This window comes from Mycobacterium sp. DL99 (genome assembly GCF_004762045.1).
GTDB lineage: Bacteria > Actinomycetota > Actinomycetes > Mycobacteriales > Mycobacteriaceae > Mycobacterium.
Genome location: NZ_SJOM01000007.1, coordinates 5,838,708 through 5,863,718 on the forward strand (window position 1 = coordinate 5,838,708; position 25,011 = coordinate 5,863,718).

29 protein-coding genes and 1 riboswitch are annotated in these 25,011 nt (G+C 67.3%); of the genes, 9 read left to right on the forward strand and 20 right to left on the reverse strand.

Annotated elements, in window-relative coordinates; all coding sequences use genetic code 11:
- Window positions 1-146: 146 nt before the first annotated feature.
- The 5 genes from EYZ64_RS28365 to hsaA form a co-directional block, all read right to left on the reverse strand.
- On the reverse strand, window positions 147-1,643 hold the full coding sequence (locus EYZ64_RS28365; RefSeq protein ID WP_135458868.1) for a hypothetical protein: 1,497 nt from the start codon (window positions 1,641-1,643) through the stop codon (window positions 147-149).
- 172 nt (window positions 1,644-1,815) lie between these two features.
- Entirely contained in the window at window positions 1,816-2,385 is a 570-nt protein-coding gene (gene hsaB / locus EYZ64_RS28370; RefSeq protein ID WP_135458871.1) for a 3-hydroxy-9,10-secoandrosta-1,3,5(10)-triene-9,17-dione monooxygenase reductase subunit, read from the reverse strand.
- Entirely contained in the window at window positions 2,385-3,284 is a 900-nt protein-coding gene (hsaC, locus tag EYZ64_RS28375) for an iron-dependent extradiol dioxygenase HsaC (RefSeq protein ID WP_135458873.1), read from the reverse strand. The genes hsaB and hsaC overlap by 1 nt, the downstream gene beginning before the upstream one ends.
- A gap of 3 nt (window positions 3,285-3,287) precedes the next feature.
- Complete coding sequence (gene hsaD / locus EYZ64_RS28380; protein WP_135458875.1) at window positions 3,288-4,154, reverse strand: 4,5:9,10-diseco-3-hydroxy-5,9,17-trioxoandrosta-1(10),2-diene-4-oate hydrolase; 867 nt, start codon at window positions 4,152-4,154, stop codon at window positions 3,288-3,290.
- Window positions 4,155-4,157: 3 nt separating this feature from the next.
- Window positions 4,158-5,348: a 3-hydroxy-9,10-secoandrosta-1,3,5(10)-triene-9,17-dione monooxygenase oxygenase subunit gene (gene hsaA / locus EYZ64_RS28385; RefSeq protein WP_135458877.1), complete on the reverse strand. Its 1,191-nt coding sequence runs from the start codon at window positions 5,346-5,348 to the stop codon at window positions 4,158-4,160.
- A 168-nt stretch (window positions 5,349-5,516) separates the two neighbouring features.
- Between hsaA and EYZ64_RS28390 the strand changes: the two genes are divergently transcribed.
- Entirely contained in the window at window positions 5,517-6,575 is a 1,059-nt protein-coding gene (locus EYZ64_RS28390; RefSeq protein WP_135458879.1) for a ferredoxin--NADP reductase, read from the forward strand.
- Between the two features lie 28 nt (window positions 6,576-6,603).
- Window positions 6,604-7,173: a hypothetical protein gene (locus EYZ64_RS28395; RefSeq protein ID WP_167858195.1), complete on the forward strand. Its 570-nt coding sequence runs from the start codon at window positions 6,604-6,606 to the stop codon at window positions 7,171-7,173.
- A 17-nt stretch (window positions 7,174-7,190) separates the two neighbouring features.
- On the opposite strand, the gene EYZ64_RS28400 is transcribed toward EYZ64_RS28395, so the two are convergent.
- A complete protein-coding gene (locus EYZ64_RS28400) occupies window positions 7,191-7,718 on the reverse strand; it encodes an AAA family ATPase (protein WP_286175177.1) in 528 nt (175 codons plus the stop codon).
- An 18-nt stretch (window positions 7,719-7,736) separates the two neighbouring features.
- A complete protein-coding gene (locus EYZ64_RS28405; protein WP_135458882.1) occupies window positions 7,737-9,878 on the reverse strand; it encodes an acyl-CoA dehydrogenase family protein in 2,142 nt (713 codons plus the stop codon).
- 273 nt (window positions 9,879-10,151) lie between these two features.
- On the opposite strand from EYZ64_RS28405, the gene kstR reads away from it, so the two are divergent.
- Window positions 10,152-10,757, forward strand: a complete 606-nt coding sequence (gene kstR / locus EYZ64_RS28410) for a cholesterol catabolism transcriptional regulator KstR (RefSeq protein ID WP_164480958.1) — start codon at window positions 10,152-10,154, stop codon at window positions 10,755-10,757.
- A gap of 3 nt (window positions 10,758-10,760) precedes the next feature.
- Window positions 10,761-11,519 (forward strand): trehalose-phosphatase, encoded by a 759-nt coding sequence (gene otsB, locus EYZ64_RS28415; RefSeq protein ID WP_135458884.1) that lies wholly within the window; start codon window positions 10,761-10,763, stop codon window positions 11,517-11,519.
- Here the strand turns inward: otsB and EYZ64_RS28420 are convergent.
- The 4 genes from EYZ64_RS28420 to EYZ64_RS28435 are packed head-to-tail and all read right to left on the reverse strand — an operon-like array spanning window position 11,516 to window position 15,169.
- Entirely contained in the window at window positions 11,516-12,616 is a 1,101-nt protein-coding gene (locus EYZ64_RS28420) for an Rv3575c family transcriptional regulator (RefSeq protein WP_135458886.1), read from the reverse strand. The genes otsB and EYZ64_RS28420 overlap by 4 nt on opposite strands.
- Window positions 12,617-12,627: 11 nt before the next feature.
- Window positions 12,628-13,494 carry a metal ABC transporter permease gene (locus EYZ64_RS28425; protein WP_135458888.1) on the reverse strand — a complete coding sequence of 289 codons (867 nt, stop codon included), beginning with the start codon at window positions 13,492-13,494 and terminating at the stop codon, window positions 12,628-12,630.
- Window positions 13,494-14,270 carry a metal ABC transporter ATP-binding protein gene (locus EYZ64_RS28430; protein ID WP_135458890.1) on the reverse strand — a complete coding sequence of 259 codons (777 nt, stop codon included), beginning with the start codon at window positions 14,268-14,270 and terminating at the stop codon, window positions 13,494-13,496. The genes EYZ64_RS28425 and EYZ64_RS28430 overlap by 1 nt, the downstream gene beginning before the upstream one ends.
- The gene (locus tag EYZ64_RS28435; RefSeq protein WP_502702992.1) at window positions 14,270-15,169 is read right to left on the reverse strand and encodes a metal ABC transporter solute-binding protein, Zn/Mn family; all 900 of its coding nucleotides are present in this window, start codon (window positions 15,167-15,169) and stop codon (window positions 14,270-14,272) included. Before EYZ64_RS28435 ends, EYZ64_RS28430 begins: the two co-directional genes overlap by 1 nt.
- Window positions 15,170-15,277: 108 nt before the next feature.
- Here EYZ64_RS28435 and EYZ64_RS28440 point away from each other — a divergent pair, with 108 nt between their 5' ends.
- Window positions 15,278-16,408: a GTP-binding protein gene (locus EYZ64_RS28440; protein ID WP_135458894.1), complete on the forward strand. Its 1,131-nt coding sequence runs from the start codon at window positions 15,278-15,280 to the stop codon at window positions 16,406-16,408.
- On the opposite strand, the gene EYZ64_RS28445 is transcribed toward EYZ64_RS28440, so the two are convergent.
- Window positions 16,392-17,216, reverse strand: a complete 825-nt coding sequence (locus tag EYZ64_RS28445) for a class I SAM-dependent methyltransferase (RefSeq protein WP_167858009.1) — start codon at window positions 17,214-17,216, stop codon at window positions 16,392-16,394. The two genes, EYZ64_RS28440 and EYZ64_RS28445, sit on opposite strands and share 17 nt — an antisense overlap.
- A 60-nt stretch (window positions 17,217-17,276) precedes the next feature.
- Here EYZ64_RS28445 and bluB point away from each other — a divergent pair, with 60 nt between their 5' ends.
- The 4 genes from bluB (at window position 17,277) to EYZ64_RS28465 (ending at window position 20,447) form a co-directional block, all read left to right on the forward strand.
- Window positions 17,277-17,936 carry a 5,6-dimethylbenzimidazole synthase gene (bluB, locus tag EYZ64_RS28450; RefSeq protein WP_135458898.1) on the forward strand — a complete coding sequence of 220 codons (660 nt, stop codon included), beginning with the start codon at window positions 17,277-17,279 and terminating at the stop codon, window positions 17,934-17,936.
- 9 nt (window positions 17,937-17,945) lie between these two features.
- Window positions 17,946-18,707, forward strand: a complete 762-nt coding sequence (locus EYZ64_RS28455; RefSeq protein WP_135458900.1) for a LamB/YcsF family protein — start codon at window positions 17,946-17,948, stop codon at window positions 18,705-18,707.
- 67 nt (window positions 18,708-18,774) lie between these two features.
- The gene (locus EYZ64_RS28460; RefSeq protein ID WP_167858196.1) at window positions 18,775-19,734 is read left to right on the forward strand and encodes a permease; all 960 of its coding nucleotides are present in this window, start codon (window positions 18,775-18,777) and stop codon (window positions 19,732-19,734) included.
- Window positions 19,731-20,447, forward strand: a complete 717-nt coding sequence (locus tag EYZ64_RS28465) for a TIGR03943 family putative permease subunit (RefSeq protein WP_135458904.1) — start codon at window positions 19,731-19,733, stop codon at window positions 20,445-20,447. The genes EYZ64_RS28460 and EYZ64_RS28465 overlap by 4 nt, the downstream gene beginning before the upstream one ends.
- Before the next feature lie 3 nt (window positions 20,448-20,450).
- Here EYZ64_RS28465 and EYZ64_RS28470 read toward each other — a convergent pair whose 3' ends face one another.
- From EYZ64_RS28470 to rpmB, 8 genes are all read right to left on the reverse strand, one after another.
- Window positions 20,451-21,116: a (2Fe-2S)-binding protein gene (locus EYZ64_RS28470; protein ID WP_135458906.1), complete on the reverse strand. Its 666-nt coding sequence runs from the start codon at window positions 21,114-21,116 to the stop codon at window positions 20,451-20,453.
- Entirely contained in the window at window positions 21,113-21,898 is a 786-nt protein-coding gene (locus tag EYZ64_RS28475; protein ID WP_135458908.1) for an ABC transporter ATP-binding protein, read from the reverse strand. The genes EYZ64_RS28470 and EYZ64_RS28475 overlap by 4 nt, the downstream gene beginning before the upstream one ends.
- Window positions 21,895-22,914 carry a FecCD family ABC transporter permease gene (locus EYZ64_RS28480; protein ID WP_135458910.1) on the reverse strand — a complete coding sequence of 340 codons (1,020 nt, stop codon included), beginning with the start codon at window positions 22,912-22,914 and terminating at the stop codon, window positions 21,895-21,897. The genes EYZ64_RS28475 and EYZ64_RS28480 overlap by 4 nt, the downstream gene beginning before the upstream one ends.
- Window positions 22,911-23,882: an ABC transporter substrate-binding protein gene (locus EYZ64_RS28485; RefSeq protein ID WP_135458913.1), complete on the reverse strand. Its 972-nt coding sequence runs from the start codon at window positions 23,880-23,882 to the stop codon at window positions 22,911-22,913. Before EYZ64_RS28485 ends, EYZ64_RS28480 begins: the two co-directional genes overlap by 4 nt.
- Window positions 23,883-23,922: 40 nt before the next feature.
- A riboswitch (cobalamin riboswitch) is annotated at window positions 23,923-24,019 on the reverse strand.
- An 11-nt stretch (window positions 24,020-24,030) separates the two neighbouring features.
- A complete protein-coding gene (gene rpsR, locus EYZ64_RS28490; protein ID WP_167858010.1) occupies window positions 24,031-24,294 on the reverse strand; it encodes a 30S ribosomal protein S18 in 264 nt (87 codons plus the stop codon).
- Window positions 24,294-24,599 (reverse strand): 30S ribosomal protein S14, encoded by a 306-nt coding sequence (gene rpsN, locus EYZ64_RS28495; protein WP_135458915.1) that lies wholly within the window; start codon window positions 24,597-24,599, stop codon window positions 24,294-24,296. The genes rpsR and rpsN overlap by 1 nt, the downstream gene beginning before the upstream one ends.
- Window positions 24,599-24,763 carry a 50S ribosomal protein L33 gene (gene rpmG, locus EYZ64_RS28500; protein ID WP_029108302.1) on the reverse strand — a complete coding sequence of 55 codons (165 nt, stop codon included), beginning with the start codon at window positions 24,761-24,763 and terminating at the stop codon, window positions 24,599-24,601. Before rpmG ends, rpsN begins: the two co-directional genes overlap by 1 nt.
- The gene (gene rpmB / locus EYZ64_RS28505) at window positions 24,763-24,999 is read right to left on the reverse strand and encodes a 50S ribosomal protein L28 (protein ID WP_135458917.1); all 237 of its coding nucleotides are present in this window, start codon (window positions 24,997-24,999) and stop codon (window positions 24,763-24,765) included. The genes rpmG and rpmB overlap by 1 nt, the downstream gene beginning before the upstream one ends.
- Window positions 25,000-25,011: the final 12 nt, after the last annotated feature.

Genomic DNA, 25,011 nt, shown 5'->3' on the forward strand with positions numbered 1-25,011 from the left:
TCCTCTCGGTGATTTGATCAGTCGATCAAACCGTGACATTCACCGAGCTGGTTGTCAATGCCAATTTTGATCAATTGCCCAGAATCGGGCAGATACGAAACTGGGCCCCACCCTGACAGGTGGGGCCCAGCTACGCACTAAACCGACTACTCGGACGAGGAGCCCGAGCCTCCGCTGGAGTCGCTGGCCCCCTTGGACTTGTCGGACTTGGCTTCCTTTGCCTTGGCCTTGGTTTCCTTCGCCTTGGCCTTGGTTTCCTTGGCCTCCTTGGCCTTGGCCGCCTTGGCTTCCTTGGCCTCGCTGATCTTGGCCTTGATCCGGTCCGTGACCTTGATCTTGCCCGTGGGCTTGGCCGCGTCATCGGCATTGACCGACTTGGCGGGCGCCGGCGTGGTGGCGGATTCGGCCGCAGCCGCATCCGTCGCTGCCGGAACGGCATTGGCGACCGGCGCCTCAACCTTCTCGGACTCGACCGCCGGGGCCTCGACCTTCGTGGTCACCGGCTTCGCGGACTCGAGCGCCGGGGCCTCGACCTTCGGGGACTCGACAGCCGGGGTCGCTTCCTTTACAGACTCGACGACCGACTCGGTCAACGCCGCCTTGGGCGAAACTGCGGAAACGAGCTGAGCGGCAACGCTCGTCGGTACCGCGGAGGGGGCCGCCTCGGCGACCTCCGGGGTGTTGTCGATGGCACCGGCGAGGAGCTTGGGGATGTCGACCAGCAGACTCTGCAGCAGGCCGCCGACAACCTTGGGGCCACCCGCCTCGCCATACGCGAACCGGATCAGACCCGGCCACTCGGTGTAGCCGCCGGTGCCCGACTCCGGGTCAGCGTCAGCGTAGTCGAATCCGTTGAGGAACGCGTTTGCCAGGATTCCGGGGGTATTCACCACGGCGTTGACCGCCCCCTGGACATCACCGGCGGCGATGCTGCTGGTTAGCGTCTCACCAACACGAGACAGCTCGAAGATCGGGCCACTGATCGTTCCGAAGGCGCCCTGGAACACGTGACTGACGACGACGCTCGACGTAAACGTCGCGGCGACCAGCTTCGTGAAATTCTGGGCGATCTGCTCGGGGATGCCGGTCAGATACTCGGTCCCGCCACGCGGAATACCGGACAAGATGAACCCGGGGGCGATCAGCGGACCGAAGGCGCCCTGGAACGCGTACAGCATGGAATGGTTGAACCACCGGTACGCCTCGGCGATGTTCCCGGCCTCGAGTTCGGCTTGGGCCTGCTCCAAGCGCGCCTTCCCATTCGCGCCTTCGTACCAGGTCTTCAGCGAGGTGGGGATGGCCTCGAACGCCGCGCCGAACTTCGCTGCGTAACCCACCTGGTTCTCCAGCACCTGACTCAGCAACGGTGCCGGATTGTTGGCGAGCGCAGAGCCCAGCGCGGTGAGGTTCGTGAAGGTGTTGTTGGCCAGCGCTCCGTAGATTTCGAGCGGAGAGGCGGTCGCATCCATCACGGCGGTCAAGTCATACGCAAGCGTCTTGGCCTGCTGAATGACGGGCGCGTTCTGGGCAACCGGGGTCACCACCATGGCGCTGGCGCTGACCATTGCGACGCCGGCAAGAAGGAACTTGTCCTTGCGACTCGCCGCCGGGGTATGGCCCGAGGGAAGGGCAGGTTGGGGCACGAAAACTCCTGAAAGCTGATAGTTGACTGAGGAACGACCAAAAATTAGCTTAGGTTTCCCTAAATATCAATAGGTATGCCTACCCTGACTTCCCATTGCGTAAATATAGGTCGGCAACACAAAACTGGGCCCCCTCCGTCAGGAGGGGGCCCAGTGTGTCAACGACAAAAAGTCAGAGCCAGGTGTCGGACGTGGTGGTCGTGAGGAACGCTTCCAGATCATCACGCCACTGCGCCGGGGTGTTCTTGTCCGGCTCGATCCCGGTGTACTCGCCGCGGTAGAACAGCAGCGGCCGAGGCTTGCGCTTGGGGACCTCGGACAACGAGTGCACCGCACCGAACACCACGAAGTGGTCGCCGCCGTCGTGCACGGAGTGCACGTTGCAGTCGATGTGGGCGAGGCTGCCGTCGATCACCGGGGAACCGAGTTCCGAAGGCGTCCAGTCGATCCCGGCGAACTTGTCCGGGGCCTTGGAGCCGAACTGCGCGGACACATGCTGCTGATTCTCGTGCAGCATGTTCACGCAGAACTTCCCGCTGGCTTCAATGGCCTGCCACGCCCGTGACTGCTTGGTGGGGCAGAACAACACCAGCGGCGGGTCCAGCGACAACGCGGCGAACGACTGGCAGGCAAAGCCGATCGGCACGTCGTCATGCAGGGTCGTGATGACCGTGACGCCAGTGCAGAACTGGCCGAGCACATTTCGGAACGTGCGTGGGTCGAGCGGCTGAGCCTGTGTCATCACTTGAATCCGACGGAGAAGTCGTGGCCCCAGAGGCTGATGCCGACGCTCTCGCGGGCGATCCAGCTCTCGTCCTCGACTTCCAGTCCCTCACAACCGAATTCCATGTCGAACCCACCCGGGGTCTTCATGTAGAACGACAGCATCTTGTCGTTGATGTGCCGGCCCAGCGTCGCCGACATCTTCACGTTCCGGCGATTGGCGCGGTCCAGGCACAGGCCGACGTCGTCGGAGTTCTCTACCTCGACCATCAGGTGCACGATGCCCGTCGGGTTGGGCATCGGCATGAAGGCCAGCGCGTGGTGACGCGGGTTGCAGCCGTAGAAGCGCAGCCAGACCGGATCGCCGTCAGCCGGGCGGCCCGCGAGCTGCGGGGGCAGCTGCATCGAGTCGCGGAGCTTGAAGCCGAGCACGTCCTGGTAGAACGCTTGTGCTGCCGCGTCGTCGTTGCAGGTCAGCACCACGTGCCCGAGGCCCTGCTCAGCGGTGACGAACTTGTGGCCGTACGGACTGACGAAACGGCGGCCCAGGTACTGCGCACCGTAGAACGCCTCGAGCACGTTGCCGGCGGGGTCGGAGAACCGGATCAGGCCCTCGACCCGGCGCTCGCGGATCTCATCCTTGGTGCCCTCGACGAAATCGACGCCCGCCTTGGACAGGTTCTCCCGCACACTCTGCAGCGCGGGTGCGTCGGCGACCTCCCAGCCGGAGATCAACAGCCGGTCCTGATCGCCGGGCACGATCACCAGGCGAGCCGCGAAGTCGTCCATCCGCAGGTAGAGCGCGTCGGGGATGGCCCCCTCGCCCTCAACCATGCCGAGCACTTTCACGCCGAACTGACGCCATGCCGCCACGTCGGTGGCCTCGATGCGCATGTAGCCCAGTGCCTTGATGCTCATCTGCTAACCCCCAAGGAAATCGATGGTGAGTTTGTTGAACTCGTCGAACTTCTCGACCTGAGCCCAGTGTCCACACTGCCCGAAGACGTGCAGCTGTACCCGCGGAATCTGCTTGAGCGCGACCAGTGCGCCGTCGAGCGGATTGACCCGGTCCTCGCGGCCCCAGATCAGCAGCACCGGCTGACGCAGCTTGTACACCTCGCGCCACATCATGCCGAGCTCGAAGTCCGCACCGGCGAACGACTTACCCATCGCCCGGGTGGCGGCCAGCGACTCCGGCGTGCTGGCGATCGCGAACCGCTCGTCGACCAGCTCAGGGGTGACCAGCTTCTGGTCGAACACCATGATCCGGATGAAGGTTTCGAGGTTCTCGCGCGTCGGTTCGAAGTTGAACTTGGCGAGCGCCTTGACGCCCTCGGTCGGGTCCGGCGCGAACAGGTTGACGCTGAGTCCGCCGGGGCCCATCAGGATGAGCTTGCCCGCCCGGTCCGGGTAGTCCAGCGCGAACCGCACCGCGGTGCCGCCGCCGAGCGAGTTGCCCAGCAGGGGGATCCGGCCCTGCAGACCGAGGTGGTCGAACAGCCCGAGCAGCGCCTTGGCGCTGTAACGGTTGTACTGCTCGTGCTCGGTGTGCTTGTCGGAGTGCCCGTAGCCGGGCTGGTCGACCGCGAGCACGTGGTAGTGCTCGGCCAGCACCGCGATGTTGCGGCCGAAGTTCGACCAGCTCGAGGCGCCGGGACCACCGCCGTGCAACAGCACGATCGTCTGCGCGTTCGGGTCACCGGCCTCGTGGTAGTGCAGCCGCATGTCATCTCTGACCTGGGCGTACCGCGAGGTGGATTCGAATGTGATCTCCTGCGTGGCGGTCATGTATCAGACCATCGTGTCGGCCGGGGGCAGGCCGAACTCGTTGTTGCCGAAGATCAGGTAGGCACGCTCGGGATCGTTGGCGGCGTGCACCCGGCCGGCGTGCGCATCACGCCAGAACCGCTGCACCGGAGCGTCATTGGACAGCGCGGTGGCACCCGAGGCCTCGAAGAGCCGGTCAATCGAGGCGATCGCGCGGCCGGTGGCACGCACCTGATCGCGACGGGCGCGGGCCCGCAGCTCGAACGGGATCTCCTCGCCGGCGACCAGCAGCGCGTATTCGTCAGCGACGTTGCCCGACAGCTGACGCCAGGCGGCGTCGATATCGCTGGCCGCCTCGGCGATCCGGATCTTGGCGAACGGATCGTCCTTGGCCTTCTCGCCGGCGAAGGCGGCGCGGACGCGCTTGCCCTGGTGCTCGACGTGTGCGTCGTAGGCGCCGTAGGCCATACCCACGATCGGGGTCGAGATGGTGGTGGGATGGATTGTGCCCCACGGCATCTTGTACACCGGGGCGGTGTTCGTCTCATACCCGCCGGCGGTGCCGTCGTTCATCGCCTTGTAGGACAGGAAGCGGTGCTTGGGCACGAACGCGTCCTTGACGATGACGGTGTTGCTGCCGGTGCCGCGCAGGCCGACGACGTTCCAGACGTCGTCGATCTTGTAGTCGCTGATCGGGATCAGGAAGCTGCCGAAGTCGACCGGCCGGCCGTCCTTGATCACCGGGCCACCCAGGAAGGCCCAGGTGGCGTGGTCACAACCCGAGGACCAGTTCCAGGCGCCGTTGACGATGTAGCCGTCGCCGGCCTCGGTCACGGTGCCAGCACCCATCGGGGCGTAGGAGGAGGAGATCCGAACCGAGGTGTCCTCGCCCCAGACGTCTTCCTGGGCCTGCTGGTCGAACAGCGCCAGGTGCCAGTTGTGGACACCGATGATGCCGGCGACCCAACCGGTGGAACCACAGGCACTGGCCAGCCGCCGGACCGCCTCGTAGAAGACCGTCGGGTCGCACTGCAGGCCACCCCACTGTTCGGGCTGCAGCAGCTTGAAGAAACCGATGTCTTCCAGCGCCTTCACGTTCGCATCGGGCAGTTTGCGCAGATCCTCGGTCTCCTGAGCGCGCTCACGCAGCGTAGGCAGCAGTTCATCGATGCCGGCCAGAACCGCCTGCACGTCACGCTGTTCAATGGATGTCACGGAAATGCCTCCCAAGATTCGGACTGCGATAAGCGCGAGCTGACCGCCTAGACAGAGATTAGAACACGTTACGATTTGTGTCGAGCAGGGCCTTGTAATGCGGGGCTGGACCTGGGCAAGTACGTTTTTGTAACATGTTCTAGTTATGAGTGATGAGAGGGTCCAGCCGTGACTGATGAGCCATTGGGCAGCCATGTGCTCGAACTGCAGGTGAGTGCGGTCATCGAGGAGACGGCCGACGCGCGGTCCCTGGTGTTCGCCGTCCCCGAAGGTTCGGACATCCCTGCCGACCGGTTGCGCTACGCCCCGGGGCAGTTCCTGACCCTGCGGGTACCGAGCGATCGCACCGGCTCGGTGGCCCGCTGCTACTCGCTGTCCAGCTCGCCGGTGACCGACGATCAGCTGACCGTCACGGTCAAGCGAACCGTTGACGGCTACGCGTCAAACTGGCTGTGCGACAACGCACACGCCGGGATGCGGATGCACGTGCTGGCCCCGTCCGGGACGTTCGTGCCCAAGAATCTCGACAGCGACTTCCTGCTGCTGGCCGCGGGCAGCGGTATCACCCCGATGATGGCGATCTGCAAGTCCGCACTCGCCGAGGGCACCGGCAACGTCGTCCTCGTCTACGCCAACCGCGACGAGAACTCGGTCATCTTCGGCGCCACCCTGCGCGAACTGGCCGCCAAATACCCCGACCGGTTCACCGTCGTGCACTGGCTGGAGACCGTGCAGGGGCTGCCCAGCCCCGCCGCGCTGGCCGGGCTCGTCGCGCCCTACGCCGCTCGCGAGGCCTTCATCTGCGGGCCCGGACCGTTCATGGCCGCGGCCGAGCGGGCGCTGCAGCAGGCCGGTGCCGCCGACGAGCGCATCCACATCGAGGTGTTCAAGTCGCTGGACTCCGACCCGTTCGCCGCCGTCGTGATCGAAGAAGACGACAGCGACCAGGGGCCGGCCACTGCGATCGTCACCCTGGACGGCACCACCCACGAGGTCCGCTGGCCGCGCTCGGCCACGCTGCTCGACGTCCTGCTCGACAAGGGCCTGGATGCGCCGTTCTCCTGCCGCGAAGGCCACTGCGGCGCATGCGCGGTACTCAAGAAGTCCGGAGACGTCGAGATGAAGATCAACGACGTGCTCGAACCCTCCGATCTCGACGAGGGCCTGATCCTGGGTTGCCAGGCCACGCCGGTGTCGGATTCGGTCGAAGTCACCTACGACGAGTAACGAGCGGATACCTTTCTTGACGATGACGATCAACAGGCTCCCCGCAGCGAGCGCGGCAGCAGTGCTGACCGCGGCGGCGCTGACGTTCCCCACGTCGGCCACGGCGGCCGCGAACTCGGCCGTCACCTCGGTCCCGAGCCCCCAGGGCACGATCGAGATGCACGTCAACGCCGACTGCGCGGGCACACAGTGCACGTTCAACACGCAGGCCAACCTGCTGACGCCGGACGGCCCCATCGGTTTCCCGGGTGACGCGTGGGCGCGGCAGACCATCACTCTGCGCAGCACGAACAAGGACACCTGGCAGGAGGCCTCGTACAGCGCGCCGGCCGGGATGCCCCGGGAGATCAAGGGCTCCAATCACGACAACGTGCTGTCGAAGCTGTACCGGTCGGTCAACAAGGTCGAGATCTCGGCGACCTACTTCGGCGGCGGACCGATCGAACGGTTCCGCATCGAGGGCGTGTCGACCCCCACCGAGTGGCGCACCGGCCAGCCCAACACGAAGGACCAGTTCATCATCTGCTCAGTGATCCAGGTGGTCTTCGGAGGGGTCAACCTCACCACGCCGACCGCCTGCACCCAGACCGGGTTCTGAAGCCTGTCGAACCAGCGCTAAGCCGGGATCTTCGCGCGGTCGAGGCCGTCGAGCACCGCCTGCGTCGTCTGCTCCGCGGTCATGGCTGAGGTGTCCAGCCACAGTCCCAATCGAGGCGTCGTCGACCGAATCGTCTCGACGAAACCCGTGCAGTCCCAGTCGGTGTCGTAACCAACCTTGTTGCGCGCGTGCTCCCGCTGCGCGATGACCTCCGGGGCAGGATCGAGTACCACTACGAACAGCGGACGGGTCCGAAGCATGCCGACGACATCGGCCAGGTACGGGCCGACGATGATGTCCTGCCAGATCGTCACGAAGCCCGCCTCGGCGTATGCGTCGGCGCTCGCCGCCCCGAGCCGATAGCGCAGCGACAGTTGTGCCTGCGCTTCGGAGCTCATCTGCTCGGTCGGCTCCGCCCGGCCACCGACGACGAAACGGCGAAATACGTCTCCGCGCACGTGCGCCGATCGCTCGAACCGTTCGGCCAGTAGCTGCGCCACAGTGGATTTACCCGACGCCATTGCACCGGTGACGACGATGATCACGCCTTGGAGGTTAGTGACCTAGCGCGGCAGGCCCAGCAACCGCTCACCGGCGAGGGTCAGCAGGATCTGCTCGGTGCCGCCCGCGATCGTCAGGCAGCGGGTGTTGAGGAAGTCGTGCACCTCACGGTTGCGCACCGCACCCCCGCCGTCGGACAGTTCCAGCCGGAACTCCGCCAGCGTCTGGCGGTAGCGCACACCGATCAGCTTGCGGGCGCTGGCCTGCGCACCGGTGTCGTGACCACTGACCGCCAGCTGGGCGATCCGCTGATCCAGCAGCGAACCCACCTGGGCCGTCAGGATCAAGCCGCCGAGGCGGTCCAGATCGGCCGGGTCGACGTCGGGCTGCGCGCCGAGGGTGCGCAGCAGTTCCTCCATCGGATTGCCCAGCGCGGTCCCGCCGGCCATCGCCACCCGCTCGTTGGCCAGCGTGGTGCGGGCCAGCCGCCAGCCGTCGTTGACAGTGCCCACCACCATCTCGTCGGGCACGAACACGTCGTCGAAGAACACCTCGTTGAACAGCTCGTCACCGGTGATCTCCCGCAGCGGGCGGATCTCGATGCCGGGCGTCTTCATGTCGATCAGGAAGTAGGTGATGCCCTTGTGCTTCGGCGCGTCGGCGTCGGTACGCGCCAGGCACACGCCCCAGTGCGCCTTCTGCGCCGCCGAGGTCCACACCTTCTGGCCGGTCAACTTCCAGCCGGGCTTACCGTTGGGGCCTTCTGCGCGAACAGCTTTCATGCGCAGGGCGGCCAGGTCGGACCCGGCGCCCGGCTCCGAGAACAGCTGGCACCAGGCCAGGTCACCGCGCAGCGTGGCCGGTACGAACTGGTCGATCTGCTCGGCGCTGCCGTGCTCCAGGATGGTCGGCACCGCCCACCAGCCGATCACCAGGTCCGGGCGCTCGACCTCGGCCGCCGCGAGCTCCTGATCGATCAGAAGCTGCTCGGCCGGAGATGCGTTGCGGCCGTAGGGACGTGGCCAGTGCGGGGCCAGCAGCCCGGACTCGGCCAGGGCCACCTGGCGCTTCTCCACCGACAGTGCGGCCACCTCGGCGACCGCGGCACTGATCTCCGGGCGCAGCTCCGCCACCGACTCCAGATCGATACGGAGCTCACGGCGCACACCCTGCTGGGTCAGTGCGGAGACCCGGCGGATCCACCGGCGCCGGCCACCGAGGGCATGCGAAATCCCGTATGCGCGACGCAGATACAGATGCGCCTCGTGCTCCCAGGTGATGCCGATACCGCCGAGCACCTGGATGCAGTCCTTGGCGTTGGCCTCGGCCGCGTCCACACCCGCGGCCGCCGCCACCGCGGCGGCGATCGACAGCTGGGAATCATCGGATTCGGACACCGCGCGTGCCGCGTCGGCCGCCGACACCGAGACCTGCTCGGAGCGCAGCAGCATCTCGGCACACATGTGCTTGATCGCCTGGAAACTGCCGATCGGCTTGCCGAACTGCTCGCGCACCTTCGCGTACTCGGTGGCGGTCTGCAGGGTCCACCGCGCCAGGCCGGCGGCCTCAGCGGCCAGGACGGCGGCGGTGATGTCCTCGAACCGCTGCCGTGAGACGTCGAGCACCTGCGCGGGCGCCGAATCGAGCGTGACCCGGGCCAGTGGCAGCGAGAAGTCCGTGGCGGTGAGCAATTCGACGCTCACCCCGGCGGCACTCCCGTCGACCAGGACCACGCGGTCCCCGGCCGGAAGGAGCAACACACCGGCGGCATCCGCGCCCAGGACGTGCTCGGCGGTGCCCGAGACGGTGCCGGTTTCGAAGTCACCGGACAGCGTAAGGTCCGCGCTCAGCGCCGCACCGGCGGTGCGCTCACCCGACACGAGGGCCTCCAGCACGGCCTCATCGGTCACGACCAGGGTGGCCAGGGCAGTGGTGGCCACGGGACCGGGCACCAGCGCCGCGGCGGCTTCGTCGACCATCGCGCACAGGTCCTCGACCGTGCCGCCGGCGCCACCCTGCTCCTCCGGGACCGCAACGCTGAAGATCCCTAGTTCGGCGAGACCCTGAAACGGCCTGCGCCATGCATCGGCATCGTTTTCGCCGGATCGGACCGCCGCGGCGGTGTCGGTTGAGCCAGCCCAGCTCCTTACCAGGTCACGGGCGGCAAACTGCTCGTCGGTGATGGTGGCGGATGCGCCGGCCATGGTGGACCTCCTAGCCCCTAAAGCGAGAAGTCCGTGCTTCCCACTAGAACGTGTTCTAATGGTGACAGTGTTCGACCGTCAAGTCGACCCGCATCACAGCAGGACACGTCCGTGTGTTTACCGGCGCGGAGGTGCGTAGAAGGAGATCGCCGTGCGTATCGTTTTCGTCAAGGTACGCGACGAGAGGGGGCCACACACCGCATGTCCAGCGCACCACAGCAGGCAGGCAGCGAATCGTCCGCTTCGGACACCCGACCGCGTGAGGTTCTGAACGTGGCTGTTCTCGCCGAATCCGAACTCGGCTCAGAAGCACAGCGGGAGCGCCGCAAGCGCATCCTGGACGCAACCCTGGCCATCGCATCCAAGGGCGGCTACGAGGCCGTCCAGATGCGCGCGGTGGCCGAGCGCGCCGATGTCGCCGTCGGCACCCTCTACCGCTACTTCCCGTCCAAGGTCCATCTGCTGGTGTCGGCCCTCGGCCGGGAGTTCGAGCGCATCGACGCCAAGACCGACCGGGCCGCACTCGCCGGCGGCACGCCCTACCAGCGGCTGAGCTTCATGGTCGGCAAGCTGAACCGGGCCATGCAGCGCAACCCGCTGCTCACCGAGGCCATGACGCGGGCCTTCGTCTTCGCCGACGCCTCGGCGGCCGGCGAGGTCGACCACGTCGGCAAGCTGATGGATTCGATGTTCGCCCGGGCCATGAGCGACGGCGAGCCGACCGAGGACCAGTACCACATCGCGCGGGTCATCTCGGACGTGTGGCTTTCCAACCTGCTGGCCTGGCTGACCCGGCGGGCCTCGGCCACCGACGTCAGCAAGCGACTGGACCTGGCCGTGCGGCTGCTGATCGGCGCTGAGGACAAACCTAAGATCTAGCGGGTGAGCCTTCCCGCCGAACTCCAGGACGCACTGGCCCGGGCCGCACAGGCACCACGGCTACTGATCACCTCGGATTTCGACGGCACCCTCGCGCCGATCGTCAACAACCCCGCCGACGCGCGCCCGTTGCGCGACGGCGCTGACGCGCTCGTGGCGTTGTCTCAATATCCGGACACCTCGACCGCGCTCATCTCCGGCCGCGCACTGGAAGTGCTGCGGGAGCTGTCGGGGATGCCCGCGGCCGTGCACATGGTCGGCAGCCACGGCGCCGAATTCGACTCCGGATTCGCCCACCCCATCGACCGTGCCCTGCTCGATCGGATCGCCGCCGAACTCACCGCGATCGCCGCCATCCGGCCCGGGGTGACCGTCGAAGTCAAACCCGCCAGTGTGGCCCTGCACGTCCGCAACGCCGAGGCCGGCGACGCCGAAGCCGCGTGCGCGCAAGCACTGCGATCCGCACAGGCGTGGGATGCCCAGCTGACCAAGGGCAAGGCGGTGCTCGAGTTCGCGGTCATCACCACCGACAAGGGCGAGGCGATCGACATCCTGCGCGACGAGCACCGGGCATCGGCGGTGATCTACTTCGGCGACGACGTCACCGACGAGAAGGCGTTCCGCCGGCTGCGTGACGGCGACGTCGGCGTCAAGGTGGGACCGGGCGAGACGCTCGCCGAATACCGGGTCGACGAGCCCGAAGATGTTGTGGCAGCACTGAAGTACCTGCTGGACGCGCGCCGCTCCGTCGAAACGGATTAGGCCGGCGGGCCCGACGTCCGGCCGCGCACCACTTCGGTGGGGAGCACGTCGATCACCGGCAGCCCGTCCCGCGGCGGATTGTGCAGCAACTCGCCGGCCCGTCGCCCCTTGGCCACACTGGACTGCACCACGGTGGACAGACCGCGGCGCAACGCTTCGGGCACCCCGTCGAAACCGGTCACCGTCATCTCCCCCGGCACGTAGATGCCACGCGAGCGCAGATAATCCATGGCCGACAGCGCCAGCACATCGGCGGTGCACATCAGCGCGGTGATACGGGGATTGGCATCCAGCGCCACCTCGGCAGCCGCCCCTCCGGACGTCGGCAGATGGTCGTAGCTCTCCACCACCGTCAGCCGGTCCGGCGCGAGACCGGCGGCCGTCATCGCGTCGTACACACCGTGAATCCGCTCGCGCTGCACATGGAAATGCGGTGACAACACCCGATCTGGGTCTGCCAGTGCGGGTTTCGTGCCCTCGTGCGGCCACTCCCGGCCCAGCCGCATGGTCAGCAGGCCGATGTCGCGGTGGCCCAGGTCCAACACATGCTCGGCGAGCCGGCGCATCCCGCCGCGATCGTCGATGCTGACCCGCGACACCCCGGGAACGTCCTTGGGTTGATCCACCACCACGACCGGCAACTGGCGCTGACGCACTACCGGCAGATAGGGATCATCGTCGGAGGCCGAATACACCACGAATCCGTCGACGCCCGCCGAGAGCACCGCCGCCGAACCGTCCTCGAAACTGCGGTTGGGTCCGATCGCCACCAGGAGCAGCCCCTGCCCCACCGCCTCGCAGGATTCGGCAAGTCCGGCAACGAAATCCAACGCCGCGGGATCACTGAACGAATAGTTCAGCGGCTCGGTGATGATCAACCCGACCGCGCCGGCCCTGCGGGTCCGCAGGGAGCGCGCCACCGGGTCGGGCCCGGCATAGCCCAACCGCTTCGCCGCATCGAAGATCCGGTCGCGAAGCTCGGCGGACAACTGGTCAGGACGGTTGTAGGCGTTGGAGATAGTGGTCCGCGAAACCTTGAGTTCAGCCGCCAAGGAAGCCAGGGTGGCCCGCCGTGGCGGGTGGGGACTCCTGGGCATGCTGTCTGAGGCTAGTGGATCGCCGAATTCCGCACCCGGTCAACCGTCCATACCGCCAGCCAGAATCCGCAGGCAATCGTGACGATCACGAAGCTCGGCGGCATGTTGAAGATTGCGGACACCGCCAGCCCCGCCCACACCGACACGACGCTGATGCCGGTCGAGATCGTCATCGCGAGGATCGGCCGGGCCGTCACCATGATTGCCGTCGCGGCCGGGGTGACGACGAGCGCGAACAGCAGCAGCGTGCCCACCGCCAGCACCGCCATCGTCACCGCGATCCCCAGCAGGACCATGAACAGCACCGACAATGCGCGGACCGGTACGCCTTTGGCCTCGGCCACCTGCGCGTTGACCGATGCGAACAGCAATGGGCGGAAAACGAATACGACCGTGGCGGCCAACACGACCAGCAATGCGGTGAACATGAGCAGCTGCTGATGGGTAATCGCGAGCAGGTTGCCGAACAAGACGTTGGTCAGCGTCGACGAATTCTTGGTGGCCAACGAGTTGAAGAACAGACCGAAGCCGGTGGCCAGCGCCAGTACCGTGCCGGTGGCCACCTCGCGGTCGTGGGCGCGGCTGCCCAGCGCCCCGATGACGAGCGCTCCACCGACGCAGAATGCCCCCAGCCCCAACCCGACCGGAAGCCCGAGCAGCGCCGCACCGGTGGCACCGGGCAGACCGATGTGGGCCAGTGCGTGGGCGGCGAACGCGGTGTTGCGCACGATGACGAAATAGCCGATCAGCCCGGCGGCCAGCGCCACCAGCGTGCCGCCGATCAACGCGTTACGCATGAACGCCGAGGTCAGGATCTGCCACCAGTTGTGCTGGTAGCCCATCGCGAAAGTGCCCTGCGCCAGCAGACCCGCCGACATCACCCGCTCCTCATATACATCTGCCCCAGCGGGGTGTTGGCCACCTGCACCTTGGTCCCGTACAGGTGGGTCAGCAACTCGGCATCCACCACCTCGTCGATGGCCGCATGGTGAGCGTGCCCGTCGAGCAGATAGATGGCGCTGTCGAGCACGCTCAGCAGCGGGTTGAGGTCATGGGCGACAACAAGAATCGTGACGCCGAGGTCATGATTGAGCCGGGCCAGCAACTGCACGATCTCGTGCTGGTTGCGCAGGTCGAGCGCGGCCAACGGTTCATCGAGGATGAGCATCTTGGGATGTCCGACAAGGGCATTCGCCAGGGCGATGCGCTGGCGTTGCCCTCCGGACAGTTCCGACAGCCGCATATTGGCGAACCCGGTGGCCTCGACCCACTCCAACGCCTCGTCGACCCGGGCCCGGTCGGCGGCCGAGGTTCGGGTGAAGCCCCACCGCCGCCCCGTGAGCCCCAGGGTCACCGCACCCCGGGCCCGAATGGCCTCCCCCGCACCTGCCGCGTAATCCTGCGGCACGTAACCGATCAGGTCGTTGTGCTCACCTGGCGCACCACCGAGCACCCGGACCGAACCCGACGCCGCGGGCAGCAGGCCCAGCATGACCTGCAGCATCGTCGACTTGCCCGATCCGTTGGAGCCGATCAGTGCGACGATGCCACCGGTCGGGATCTCGAAGGTGCCCTCCGACCAGATCAGCCGTCCCCCGCGCACGGCGCTGACGTCATCGAAGACGAGAGCCGGTTCTGCGTTGCGCGGTGACACTAGGCCTGGATTCCGAGCGCCTTGGCCAGCGCGGTCAGTTGGTTCACCTGCCAAGCCTCGAACGATTCCGCACCCGGCGCCACCGTTTCGGTGACATCGACGACCGGAATTCCGGCACTCTCGGCGGCGGCTCGGATCTGTTTGGGCAGCGAACCTTCGGTCTGGGTGTTGTAGATCAGCACGTCGACCCCGTGGTCGGCGAGCAGGCGCAGGAACGCGTCCAAGTCGGCCGGCGACGGGTCGGCATGGTTGGACGAGGCCGCCTGGTAGCCGGCCGGCGTCTGGTTGACCAGGCCGACGGCGGCCGCCATGTCGTCGAACACGGTCTCGGTGGCGGCGTAGCGCTTGCCGGGCGCCTTGGTCTTGATGTCGGTGATCAGCTGTTGGTAGGGCTGCATCGAGGTGGTGAACTCGGCGCGGCGCTGGGCAAAGTAGTCCCGTGCCTCGGGAGCCATCTGGCCCAGTTCCTCGCTCACCGCATCGGCGACGCCGGTCACCGCGGCCGGGTTGTACCAGGCGTGCGGGTTGGCGGCGGGGTCGTCGGATTCGCCGACGGCCCGCAGCACGGTGGCATTCGGCGCCGTGCTCTGGGCCAGCTTGGCCGCCCACTCGTCGTAGTGCCCGCCGTTGATGACGACCAGCTGCGCGCCCTGGAACTTGGCCGCATCCGCGGGCGAAGGTTCGAAGTCGTGCGGATCGACCGACGACCCGGCCACCACCGTGGTCACCTTGGCGCAGTCACCGCCCAGCGCCGACACGATGTCGCCCCACTGATCGACGCTGACAACCACGTTGACCGGTGTGGTCACGCAGTTCCCGCCGGACTCGGGCTGTTGAGCCCCTTCGGAGGCGCAGGCGGCAAGGGCAAATGGGGTGGCCAGCAGCAACGCGGTTGCCATGGCGCGGAGATTCAGGGGCGGGAGCACGGCGATAACGATAACCGTTTGCATTAGCAGATGCACGCCCGGATGATGATTTATTGAAAATCGTTTTCATTAAGGAGTGCGATGTCCGACCTGCTGCCCGTCACCGTCCTGTCCGGCTTCCTCGGCGCCGGGAAGACCACGCTTTTGAACCACATCCTGGCGAACCGAGACGGCAGGCGCGTCGCCGTGATCGTCAACGACATGAGCGAGGTCAACATCGACGCCGCGCTCATCGCCGGACAGGGTCACCTCGACCGCACGGAGGAGAAGCTCGTCGAGCTGACCAACGGCTGCATCTGCTGCACACTCCGCGAGGATCTGGTGGAGGCGGTCGGCGCGCTGGCGCGACAGAACCGGTTCGACCACCTGGTGATCGAGTCGACGGGGATCTCCGAGCCCATGCCGGTGGCAGCCACCTTCAGCTGGCAGTTCGAGGACGGCTTCCGGCTCGGCGAGCTGGCCCGGCTGGACACGTTGGTGACCGTGGTGGACGCCTCGACCTTCCTGACCGAGGTTGTCCGCGGAGAAGGCCTGGCCGACAGGGAGCTGGCCGCCGGCGAGAGCGATGCCCGCAGCATCGCCGACCTGCTCACCGATCAGGTGGAGTTCGCCGACGTCATCCTGCTCAACAAGACCGATCTGGTGAGCCCGCCGACCCTCGACACCGTCCAAACACTGCTGCGCAGGCTGAATCCGACCGCCAAGCTCATCCGGACCGACCACGGCGTCGTCGATATCGGCGAGGTGCTGGGCACCGGGCTGTTCGACCCGGAGGCCGCCGCGCAGACGCCGGGCTGGGACGAGGAGATCGCCGACGGGCACACACCCGAAACCGAGGAGTACGGCATCAGCTCGATGACCTTCCGCTCCGACCGGCCGTTTCACCCAAAGCGCCTCGGCGACGCGCTCGGTCAGGTGACAAGGGTGTTGCGCAGCAAGGGATTCTGCTGGATCGCCAGCCGCCCGACGATCGCCGCCATCTGGTCACAGGCCGGCCCGAACCTGGTGATCGAGCCGGCGCAATACTGGTCGGGCACCGAGATCGCGCCGGGTCAGGAGATCGTGTTCATCGGGATCAAGCTCGACCGGCACAAGGTCCACCGGCTACTCGGCGGGGCCCTGCTGACCGACGCCGAGCTGGCCCAGGGTGAGCGGGCCTGGCTCCGCTATCCCGATCCGCTACCGGCCTGGAACGTCACCCACGCGCACTGACGGGCTTGCGTCCCCACACCTTGTGCATCGCCGCGGAGCGGTAGGCGAAGGTCGGATCCTCCAGCGCGGCCCTGGCGGCGGCCACCGCCGTCTCCGAGAGCACCCCGGCGGCCACCATGAGGTCGTCGACCTGCTGGAAGGTCTGTATGAGGAAGTGCGCCTGCCGGCTGCCACCGCGCTCCACGGTCAGCCTGCCTTCGTTGGCCACCTCGGTGAGTCCGAGTTGATCGACGTCAACCGGCAACATCGAGCCGTAGCCCAGGTTCATCACATTGGCCGCGGCCAGGAACTGCGTGCGGACGTTCAGGTAGTCCTCGTACCCCGCAGCCAGCGGATGGGTCCGGTCGACGGGCGCGGTGGTGCTGTAGTCCGGCTCCTCGACCACGAGCCAACCGCCCGGACGCAATGCCGAAACCATGCGCCGCATCGCCGCGACGGGGTCGGGCAGGTGCAACATCAGTGTCCGGCTGTGCACCAAATCGTGACGGCCCGACTCGATTTCATCGACCGTGATGTCAAGGCGCCGTACTTCGACGCCCAACGCCGGTAGGTCGCCGAGAAAGCGGGGGTCCAGATCCGCGGCGACGACATGCCCGGACGGCCCCACGCGATCGGCCAGCCAGCGCGCCACGGATCCCGCACCTGCACCCACCTCCAGGCAGGACCAGCCGGGCGCCACACCGACGGTGTCGAAAACGCGGATCGTCCACGGATCACAGAGCGACTCGAGCACACGCAGCCGCGCCAGTTCTTCGTTCGTCTCGTAGTCGGCCGCGAAGTAGCCACCGTCCCCTGTTGCGCCTGTCACCAGACCATTCTCACCATGACGGAACTCGGTCACAGACTCGCCACCCCATAAGCTCGACCCGTGTCTGAGCACGCCTTCAGCCCCGACGAGCGCCGTGCCGTCTACCGGGCCATCGCCGAACGTCGGGATATGCGCCGCTTCGTCCCCGGCAGCACGGTGCCGCCCGAGGTCCTCAGCCGGCTGCTGCACGCTGCCCACGCGGCGCCGAGCGTCGGCCTGATGCAGCCGTGGCGCTTCATCCGGATCACCGACGACGCGCTGCGCGGCAAGATCCACGCGCTGGTCGACGAGGAACGCATCCATACCGCCGACGCACTCGGCACCCGCGGCGATGAATTCCTGGCATTGAAGGTCGAAGGCATCCTCGACTGCGCCGAACTGTTCGTCGTCGCACTCGGCGAAAACCGCGACCGACACATCTTCGGCCGCCGTACGCTGCCGCAGATGGACCTGGCCTCGGTGTCCTGCGCCATCGAGAACATGTGGCTGGCCGCCCGCGCCGAGGGCCTCGGCATGGGCTGGGTGTCGATATTCAAGCCGCTGCCCCTGGCCCAACTCATGGGCATGCCCGCCGACGCGGAACCCGTCGCGATCCTGTGTCTGGGCCCGGTACCCGAATTCCCGGACCGGCCGGTGCTGGAGATCGAGCACTGGACAACTGCACGCCCGCTGCCCGAATTCGTGGCCGAGAACGGCTGGCCGAGCGAGGCATCGCCTTAGGCTGGGCAGGTGGCTACCTCCGTCGATCTCAATGCCGATCTCGGTGAGAGCTTCGGGGCGTGGAAACTCGGTGACGACGAGGCCATGCTCGGCCTGGTCACCAGCGCCAACGTGGCCTGCGGTTTCCACGCCGGCGACCCCACGCTTCTGTTGCGAACGTGCCGCGAGGCCGCGGCCCGGGGTGTCCGCGTCGGCGCCCAGGTGAGCTACCGGGACCTGGCCGGATTCGGCAGGCGCTTCATCGACGTCACCCCCGAGGACCTGACCGCCGACGTGATCTATCAGATCGGCGCGCTGCAGGGCATCGCCCATGTCGCGGGTACGACGGTGACCTACGTGAAACCCCATGGCGCGCTGTACAACACAATCGTCAGCCACCCCGAACAGGCCGCCGCCGTGGCGGCCGCGGTGGCAGCGGTGGACGCCGGACTGCCGGTGCTCGGCCTGTCGGGTTCAGCGTTCTTCGAGGAGGCCGGGCGGCGCGGGCTGCGCACCGTGGCCGAGGCCTTCGCCGACCGCGCCTACCAACCCGACGGCACGCTGGTGTCGCGACGCGACCCCGGCGCCGTACTGCACGATGCCTCGGAGATCGCCGAACGAGTGGCGGGCATGGTTATGCGGAGACACGTCACCGCCGTGGACGGATCCGTCATCCCCGTCACGGTGGAATCGGTTTGCGTACACGGTGATTCACCGGGAGCCGTCGAGATCACCACGGCGGTGCGCGAGCGTCTGTCCGCCGAAGGGGTCACACTGAGCGCGTTCTGCTGACAGGTTCGCCTGGCATGATGGCCGCGTGGTGGCGAACCCGGCGGTGACGCGGTGGCGGCCGAGTTCCATGCAGGTTCTCGTGGCCGGCATCATCGCGTTGGCCCTGGCCGGCACCACGCTGCGGGCGTTTGTCGAGGGCACCCCCGATGTGTCGACGGCGGCCACGGTGTTCTGCGGCGTGTTCGTCCAAGCGCTGCCGTTCCTGGCACTCGGCGTGGTGATCAGCGGGCTTATCGCGGTCTTCGTGACGCCCGAGCGTCTGGCCCGCTGGCTTCCCCGACGTCGCAGCACGGCAATCCTGGCCGCCGGGGTCGGCGGTGCGGCACTCCCCGGCTGCGAATGCGGTTCAGTGCCGGTGGCGCGCAGGCTCTTCGGCGACGACACCCGGGACGGCACCGTGGGCGCGGCCGCGCTGACATTCATGCTTGCGGCACCGGCCATCAACCCCGTTGTGCTGGTGGCGACCGCCGTCGCGTTCCCCGGACACCCGCAGATGGTCGCCGCCCGGTGTGCGGCATCACTGCTCACCGCGCTGATCATGGGTGCGCTCTGGGCCCGGTTCGGCAGCCCGGACTGGATCACCCGTCGCCTACCCAAGCCGCACGACGGCGAGAGTTCCCGGTGGGCCGTGTTCACCGAAGCGGCACGTCACGACTTCCTTTCGGCGGCCTCCTATCTGGTCGTCGGTGCGGCTGCCGCGGCCGCCCTGCACGTGCTGGTTCCGCTATGGGTGTACGAACACCTGGCAGGGCAGATCGTGCTGGGGGTGATCACCATGGCGGCGCTGGCGGTGGTGCTGGCGTTGTGCTCGGAAGCGGACGCCTTCGTCGCGGCCAGCCTGACCATGCTGCCGCTGCTGCCGCGGCTGGTGTTCCTGGTGGTCGGGCCGGCTGTCGATCTCAAGTTGTTCGCGATGCAGGCCGGAATGTTCGGCCGCGCGTTCGCCGTCCGGTTCGCACCCACCACCCTCGTGGTCGCCACCCTGGTCGCGACCGGCGTCGGCCTGCTGATCCTGGGGCCACAATGAGCCGCGAGACCGAGAACGCTCTGCTGCTGCTGATCGGGGTCAGCACCGCGATCATCACCATTTCCGGTGCATACACCCGGTACGTCAAGCCGGGGCTGTTGCCCTACCTCGCCGCGACCGCGGTGTTGCTCATCGCGCTGGCCCTCGCCGCGATCGTGCGCGATATCCGGCACGGCCGTCGCGAGGACGGGACGGACGAAGCTCATGATCATCCGCACTCCCCCGGCGTCGCGTGGCTACTGCTGGTCCCGATCGCGCTGCTGGCCTTCGTCGTACCCCCGGCGATACGTCCCGACGCCGCATCGGTGACCGCGGTATCCACCGATGTGCTGCGCCGTCCGTTTCCGCCGCTGCCCGACGGCACTGCTCCGGAGATCTCCCTGCCCGACGCACTGATCCGCGTGGCGCAGGACTCCGCGGGCACCCTGGACAACCGCACGATCACTGTCACCGGGTTCACGATGCGCGACGGTGACCGCAGCGACCTGGCCCGGGTGGTGATCATCTGCTGCGCGGCCGATGCTCAGCTGGCCCGCATTCGTCTCTCCGGGCCTGCGGCGGCTCAGGCGGCCGGTTATCCGGACGACACCTGGATCAAGGTGGTGGGCACGATCCCTGCGGGACAAAGCGATTCGAGCCGGCGCACCATCCCGACGATGACGGCCATGAGTATGGCGCGCACCGATCCCCCGGCACGTCCCTACGCCTATTGAGGCCTACCCGCGTGGCCGCGCGAGTCCACAATCACCACACTTCGATCCGCCCGGTACGCGGTAGTACAGGCAACAGCTGCGCCGGCGGAACGCCCACCCGGTCAGGACGCCGGTGCCGGCCAGATCCCCGGTGGCCAACAGCGATTCGGCGACTCCGCGGAGGTCGTCATCCAATTCCGGTCTAGCTCGGGCCAGGTCGGCCGCCGCGGCGACCAGGGCGGCCGCGGCATTGCCGTAGAGCAGCCGCGTTGCCATCTTGACCCGTAGCCCGGCGGCCAGTGGTTCGAGGTGTTCGGTGATCACCGTCTGGTACAGCTGCTGTACCAGCGGACGACGGCCGTCGACGGGTCCTCCCACCGGCACCGGCAGCCTGAGCTCGGTACGGGCGGCATGGCGCTGCAGATCGGTGAGGTCCGGCAGCACACCGTATTGCAGCGCACAGGCCAGCAGCGGCGACCACAAGCGAGAGGCGTGACTGAACTGGACCAGGGACGCACCGATGCGTAGATCCGTCGTATCACTGCGTGCGGCGGTCGAGGCGACGAGGTCGGCGCAGCCCTGCTCGTAACAACGGTGCACCGGAATCCAGTCGCCCGGATCCCCGCCGACGGTGATAGCGAAGAAGCCTCCGTACGAGGCGATTTCGCTGAGTTCGTCACCGATGTTCACGGCCTCACCCCCACCTTGGGCGGGACGGTGACCTGCGGTCTGCCGGTATCGGCATCGAGGGTGATCCGGGCCTCGACCCCGTACACGTCGGACAGCAGCCCCTCGGTGAGCACATCGGCCGGCGGGCCGACGGCGACCAGCCCTCCATCGTCGAGCACGCAGATCCGGTCGCAGTAAGCCGCAGCAAGATTCAGATCGTGCAACGCGGCGACCACCGTCGCACCGGTCTCCCGCAGCAGGTGCAGGGCCTCGTGTTGATGTCGCAGATCGAGGTGGTTGGTGGGTTCGTCGAGCACGATCACCTCGGTGCGCTGCGCCAGCGCACGGGCGATGAGCACGCGTTGCTTCTGCCCTCCCGACAGCCGGCCGTAGCCAGCCCCGCTCAGCTCCGCGACGTCCAGTGCCGCCAGCGCCGCGCCGACGATCTGCCGGTCCTCACGGTTGTCGGCCTCGAAGGATCGCTTGTACGGTGTGCGCCCCATCGCCACCATGTCGAACACTGTGAGCTCGAAATCGCCGGTGGCTTCCTGCAATACGGCCGCGACCCAGCGCGCGGCCTGCTTGCCCGGCAGCTTCCACACATCGGTGCCGTCGACCAGCACCCGTCCGGCACTCGGCCGCTGCGCCCGGTACAACGTGCGCAGCAGTGTGGTCTTGCCCGCGCCGTTGGGACCCACGACGGCCAGCATCTCACCCGGGGCGACCGACAACGAGACATCGGCGATCAACGGTGTTCCGCGCACCGACACCGAGACCGCCTCGAATGACACTGCCGCCGTCATGTCACGGCCTTCCGCCGCATCAGCCACAGGAAGAACGGCCCGCCGGCGAGCGCGGTCAGAATCCCCACCGGCAGTTCCTCCGGCGCGGCCACGGTGCGAGCCACGATGTCACACAGCACCAGAAACGCCGCGCCCAACAAGGCGGCGGCCGGCAGCGCTCGACGGTGATCAGCACCGACCAGCAGACGCACCACATGCGGCATGATCAGCCCGACGAACCCGATCGTGCCACTGACCGCGACCATGGCCCCGACCATGAGCGCCACGACCAAGAACATTCCCGCCCGGAACCGGTGCACGTCGAGCCCGAGCGAAGCGGCCGCCTCCTCGCCGGTGTAGAGCAGGTTCAGTGATCTGGTGAAGGCCAGCAGCACCACCACGCCGATGAACACCGCCACGGCGGGCACCCACACCATGCGCCAGGTGGCGCCGCCCAGGCCGCCGAGCATCCACCGCACAGCCGCCTGGGTCTTGTGCGGATCGTCCGAGGTGACGATCAGCAGACTGGCCAACGCGGACAGCACTTCGGCCACCGCGACGCCGGCCAGGATCAACCGCGCGGTCGTCATCCTCCCGCCCGAGCGGGCCAGGAAGTACACCGCGACGAGCGCGAGGAAGGCTCCCAGGAACGCCGCCAGCGGCACGGTGAACACCTGCAACGCGCCGGCGCCGAACACCAGGATCACCACGGCACCGACCGACGCTCCCGAGGAGACACCCAGCAGCATGGGATCGGCGAGCGGATTGCGCACCACCGCCTGCAGCGCCATACCGCACGCCGCCAGGCCGGCACCGACCACCGCGCCCAGGACCACCCGAGGTAGCCGGGCGTCGATCACGATGGATTCCCTTGCCGCAGGCCAACTCTGCTCGACGAGGCCCGGGTGGACGGCGTGCAACACGATGGCCCACACCTGTCCCGGCGGGATGGACACCGAGCCGATTGCCACACCGGCGGTCATCGCCATCAGCAACAACCCGGCCAGCGCAGCCAGGGTCAGGCGGTAGGGCGTCACACGAACCGGTCCGGGTGCAGCTGCCGGGCCAGGGTGTCCACCGCCCCGCCCACCCGCACGCCGACCACCACCGAGGACAACGGGAGCACCGCGAACCGCTGGTGCTGGACCGCCGGAACATGCTGCAGCAGAGGATGTTCAGTGAGGAATTTCTTCTTGTCGGCGACCGGCTGGTCTCCGTAGTCGTAGATCACGATGACTTCGGGCGCGCGTTCGGCGAATTGTTCGAACGATACGTCGCCCCATACCTTCGGGACATCGGCGAACACGTTGACGCCGCCGGCCGCCTCGATCATCAGGTTGCCGATGCCCTTACCGCCCGAAGTGAACACGGTCGCCTCACCGCTGTCGTAGACCGCGACCCGTACGGGTTGCGCGCCACGCAGCTTCGCTTCGGTCTGCGCCAGCTCGCGATGCAGCTTCTCGATCTGCTGCTCAGCCCGGTCCGTGATTCCGAAAATGGTTCCGATGTTTCGCATTTCGTCATCCAAGGTGGAGATGGTGACGGGCTCGGACCGGCAATCCTCGATGTTGAGGTAGGTGTGAACCCCGGCATCGGTCAGCCGTTGCCTGCCGCGGCCCTCCTTCTCGTCGAACGCGCTGTCCCAGCCGCCGTAGACGAAGTCGGGTTCGACAGCCAGCAGCGACTCGTAGGACGGGTATTCCTTGGCCAGCACCGGAACGCTGTCGTAGGCAGTCTGGTATTCGGGCAGGATCCGGTCGTCGAGGTAGGACGTGCCGACCATGGATTCTTCGAGCCCCAGAGCCAGCAGCGTCTCGATCGCATGCTGATTGAGCGCGACCGCGCGGGCCGGCGGCCGGTCATAGGTGGCGCTGACGCCGCAATTGTCGACAGTGACCGGGAATCCCGGTGGGACGTCACCGTCGGCGTCGGGCGCTGCGGTCGAGGCGCACCCCGATACCAGTAGCGCTGACGCCAGTCCGGCGGTCAGCCAACGTGCAGCCATGGGCGTACCCATCCTCTCCGGGGAGATCCGCCCCAGTACGTGCGAGGTGGCGACTGCGGTGTGTATCTGGCTTTCACAGTGGCGGGACCGCGCCGGATTCTCACCGGCTTCCACGATCCGCAGTCGCCCTATCGCCTCGAATGGTAGGTCAAGCCGGGCCGACCACCGGCAGCAGCGCCATCTCCCTGGCGTTCTTGATCGCCGTGGCGACCTGACGCTGCTGCTGCGGGGTGAGCCCGGTGATGCGCCGGGACCGGATCTTGCCCCGCTCACTGATGAAGGTGCGCAGCAGGTGGATGTCCTTGTAGTCGACCTCGGTCACCCCGAGGGCGTCCAGCTGATTGCGCCTCGGCTTCTTGAGTTCGGTGGCCGGCGGGCGCCTCTTGGTGTTCTTCCGGGAGTTCGACGCCATCACCAGCTCGACTTCCGCACGCCCGGCAGTTCACCGCGGTGTGCCAGTTCGCGCACCCGGACCCGCGACAGCCCGAACTTGCGCAGATGACCGCGGGGGCGGCCGTCGACCGCGTCTCGATTGCGCAGCCGCACCGGGCTCGAATCCCGGGGCAGCCGTTGTAATGCCGAGACGGCCGCGGCCTTCTGTTCACGCGTGCCGGCCGGATTGCTGATGATCGCCTTGAGCTCGGCCCGCCGTTCGGCGTAGCGCTCCACAAGTTCCCGGCGCTGCTCGTTCTTGACGATCTTGGATCGCTTGGCCATCAGCGCTCCTCGCGGAAGTCGACGTGGCGGCGGACGACCGGGTCGTACTTTCGCAGCACGATCCGGTCCGGGTCGTTGCGGCGATTCTTGCGGGTGACGTAGGTGTACCCGGTCCCCGCGGTCGATTTCAGCTTCACGATCGGCCGGATATCGGTGCTGGCCATCAGATCTTCTCCCCTGCGCTACGCAGGCGGGCCACAACGGCCTCGATGCCGTCGCGGTCGATCACCCTGATTCCCTTGGCGCTGACCCGAAGCCGGATCCGGCGCCCTTCGCCTGGCAGGTAGTAGGTCTTGGTCTGGATGTTGGGGTTCCAGCGGCGGCGACTGCGCTTGTGCGAGTGCGACACCGTGTTGCCGAACCCGGGCGAGCGCCCGGTGACTTGGCAGTGGGCAGACATCGGTCTCCTTCG

Coding starts and splice junctions, on each gene's coding strand:
- hsaB (WP_135458871.1), bottom strand. CDS start 2,385: ATGACACAGGCTCAGCCGCTCGACCCACGCACGTTCCGAAATGTGCTC.
- hsaC (WP_135458873.1), bottom strand. CDS start 3,284: ATGAGCATCAAGGCACTGGGCTACATGCGCATCGAGGCCACCGACGTG.
- hsaD (WP_135458875.1), bottom strand. CDS start 4,154: ATGACCGCCACGCAGGAGATCACATTCGAATCCACCTCGCGGTACGCC.
- EYZ64_RS28405 (WP_135458882.1), bottom strand. CDS start 9,878: ATGGCCGGCGCATCCGCCACCATCACCGACGAGCAGTTTGCCGCCCGT.
- EYZ64_RS28420 (WP_135458886.1), bottom strand. CDS start 12,616: ATGCCCAGGAGTCCCCACCCGCCACGGCGGGCCACCCTGGCTTCCTTG.
- EYZ64_RS28425 (WP_135458888.1), bottom strand. CDS start 13,494: ATGTCGGCGGGTCTGCTGGCGCAGGGCACTTTCGCGATGGGCTACCAG.
- EYZ64_RS28435 (WP_502702992.1), bottom strand. CDS start 15,169: ATGGCAACCGCGTTGCTGCTGGCCACCCCATTTGCCCTTGCCGCCTGC.
- EYZ64_RS28440 (WP_135458894.1), top strand. CDS start 15,278: ATGTCCGACCTGCTGCCCGTCACCGTCCTGTCCGGCTTCCTCGGCGCC.
- EYZ64_RS28460 (WP_167858196.1), top strand. CDS start 18,775: ATGCAGGTTCTCGTGGCCGGCATCATCGCGTTGGCCCTGGCCGGCACC.
- EYZ64_RS28465 (WP_135458904.1), top strand. CDS start 19,731: ATGAGCCGCGAGACCGAGAACGCTCTGCTGCTGCTGATCGGGGTCAGC.
- EYZ64_RS28475 (WP_135458908.1), bottom strand. CDS start 21,898: ATGACGGCGGCAGTGTCATTCGAGGCGGTCTCGGTGTCGGTGCGCGGA.
- EYZ64_RS28485 (WP_135458913.1), bottom strand. CDS start 23,882: ATGGCTGCACGTTGGCTGACCGCCGGACTGGCGTCAGCGCTACTGGTA.
- rpsR (WP_167858010.1), bottom strand. CDS start 24,294: ATGGCGTCGAACTCCCGGAAGAACACCAAGAGGCGCCCGCCGGCCACC.
- rpsN (WP_135458915.1), bottom strand. CDS start 24,599: ATGGCCAAGCGATCCAAGATCGTCAAGAACGAGCAGCGCCGGGAACTT.
- rpmG (WP_029108302.1), bottom strand. CDS start 24,763: ATGGCCAGCACCGATATCCGGCCGATCGTGAAGCTGAAATCGACCGCG.
- rpmB (WP_135458917.1), bottom strand. CDS start 24,999: ATGTCTGCCCACTGCCAAGTCACCGGGCGCTCGCCCGGGTTCGGCAAC.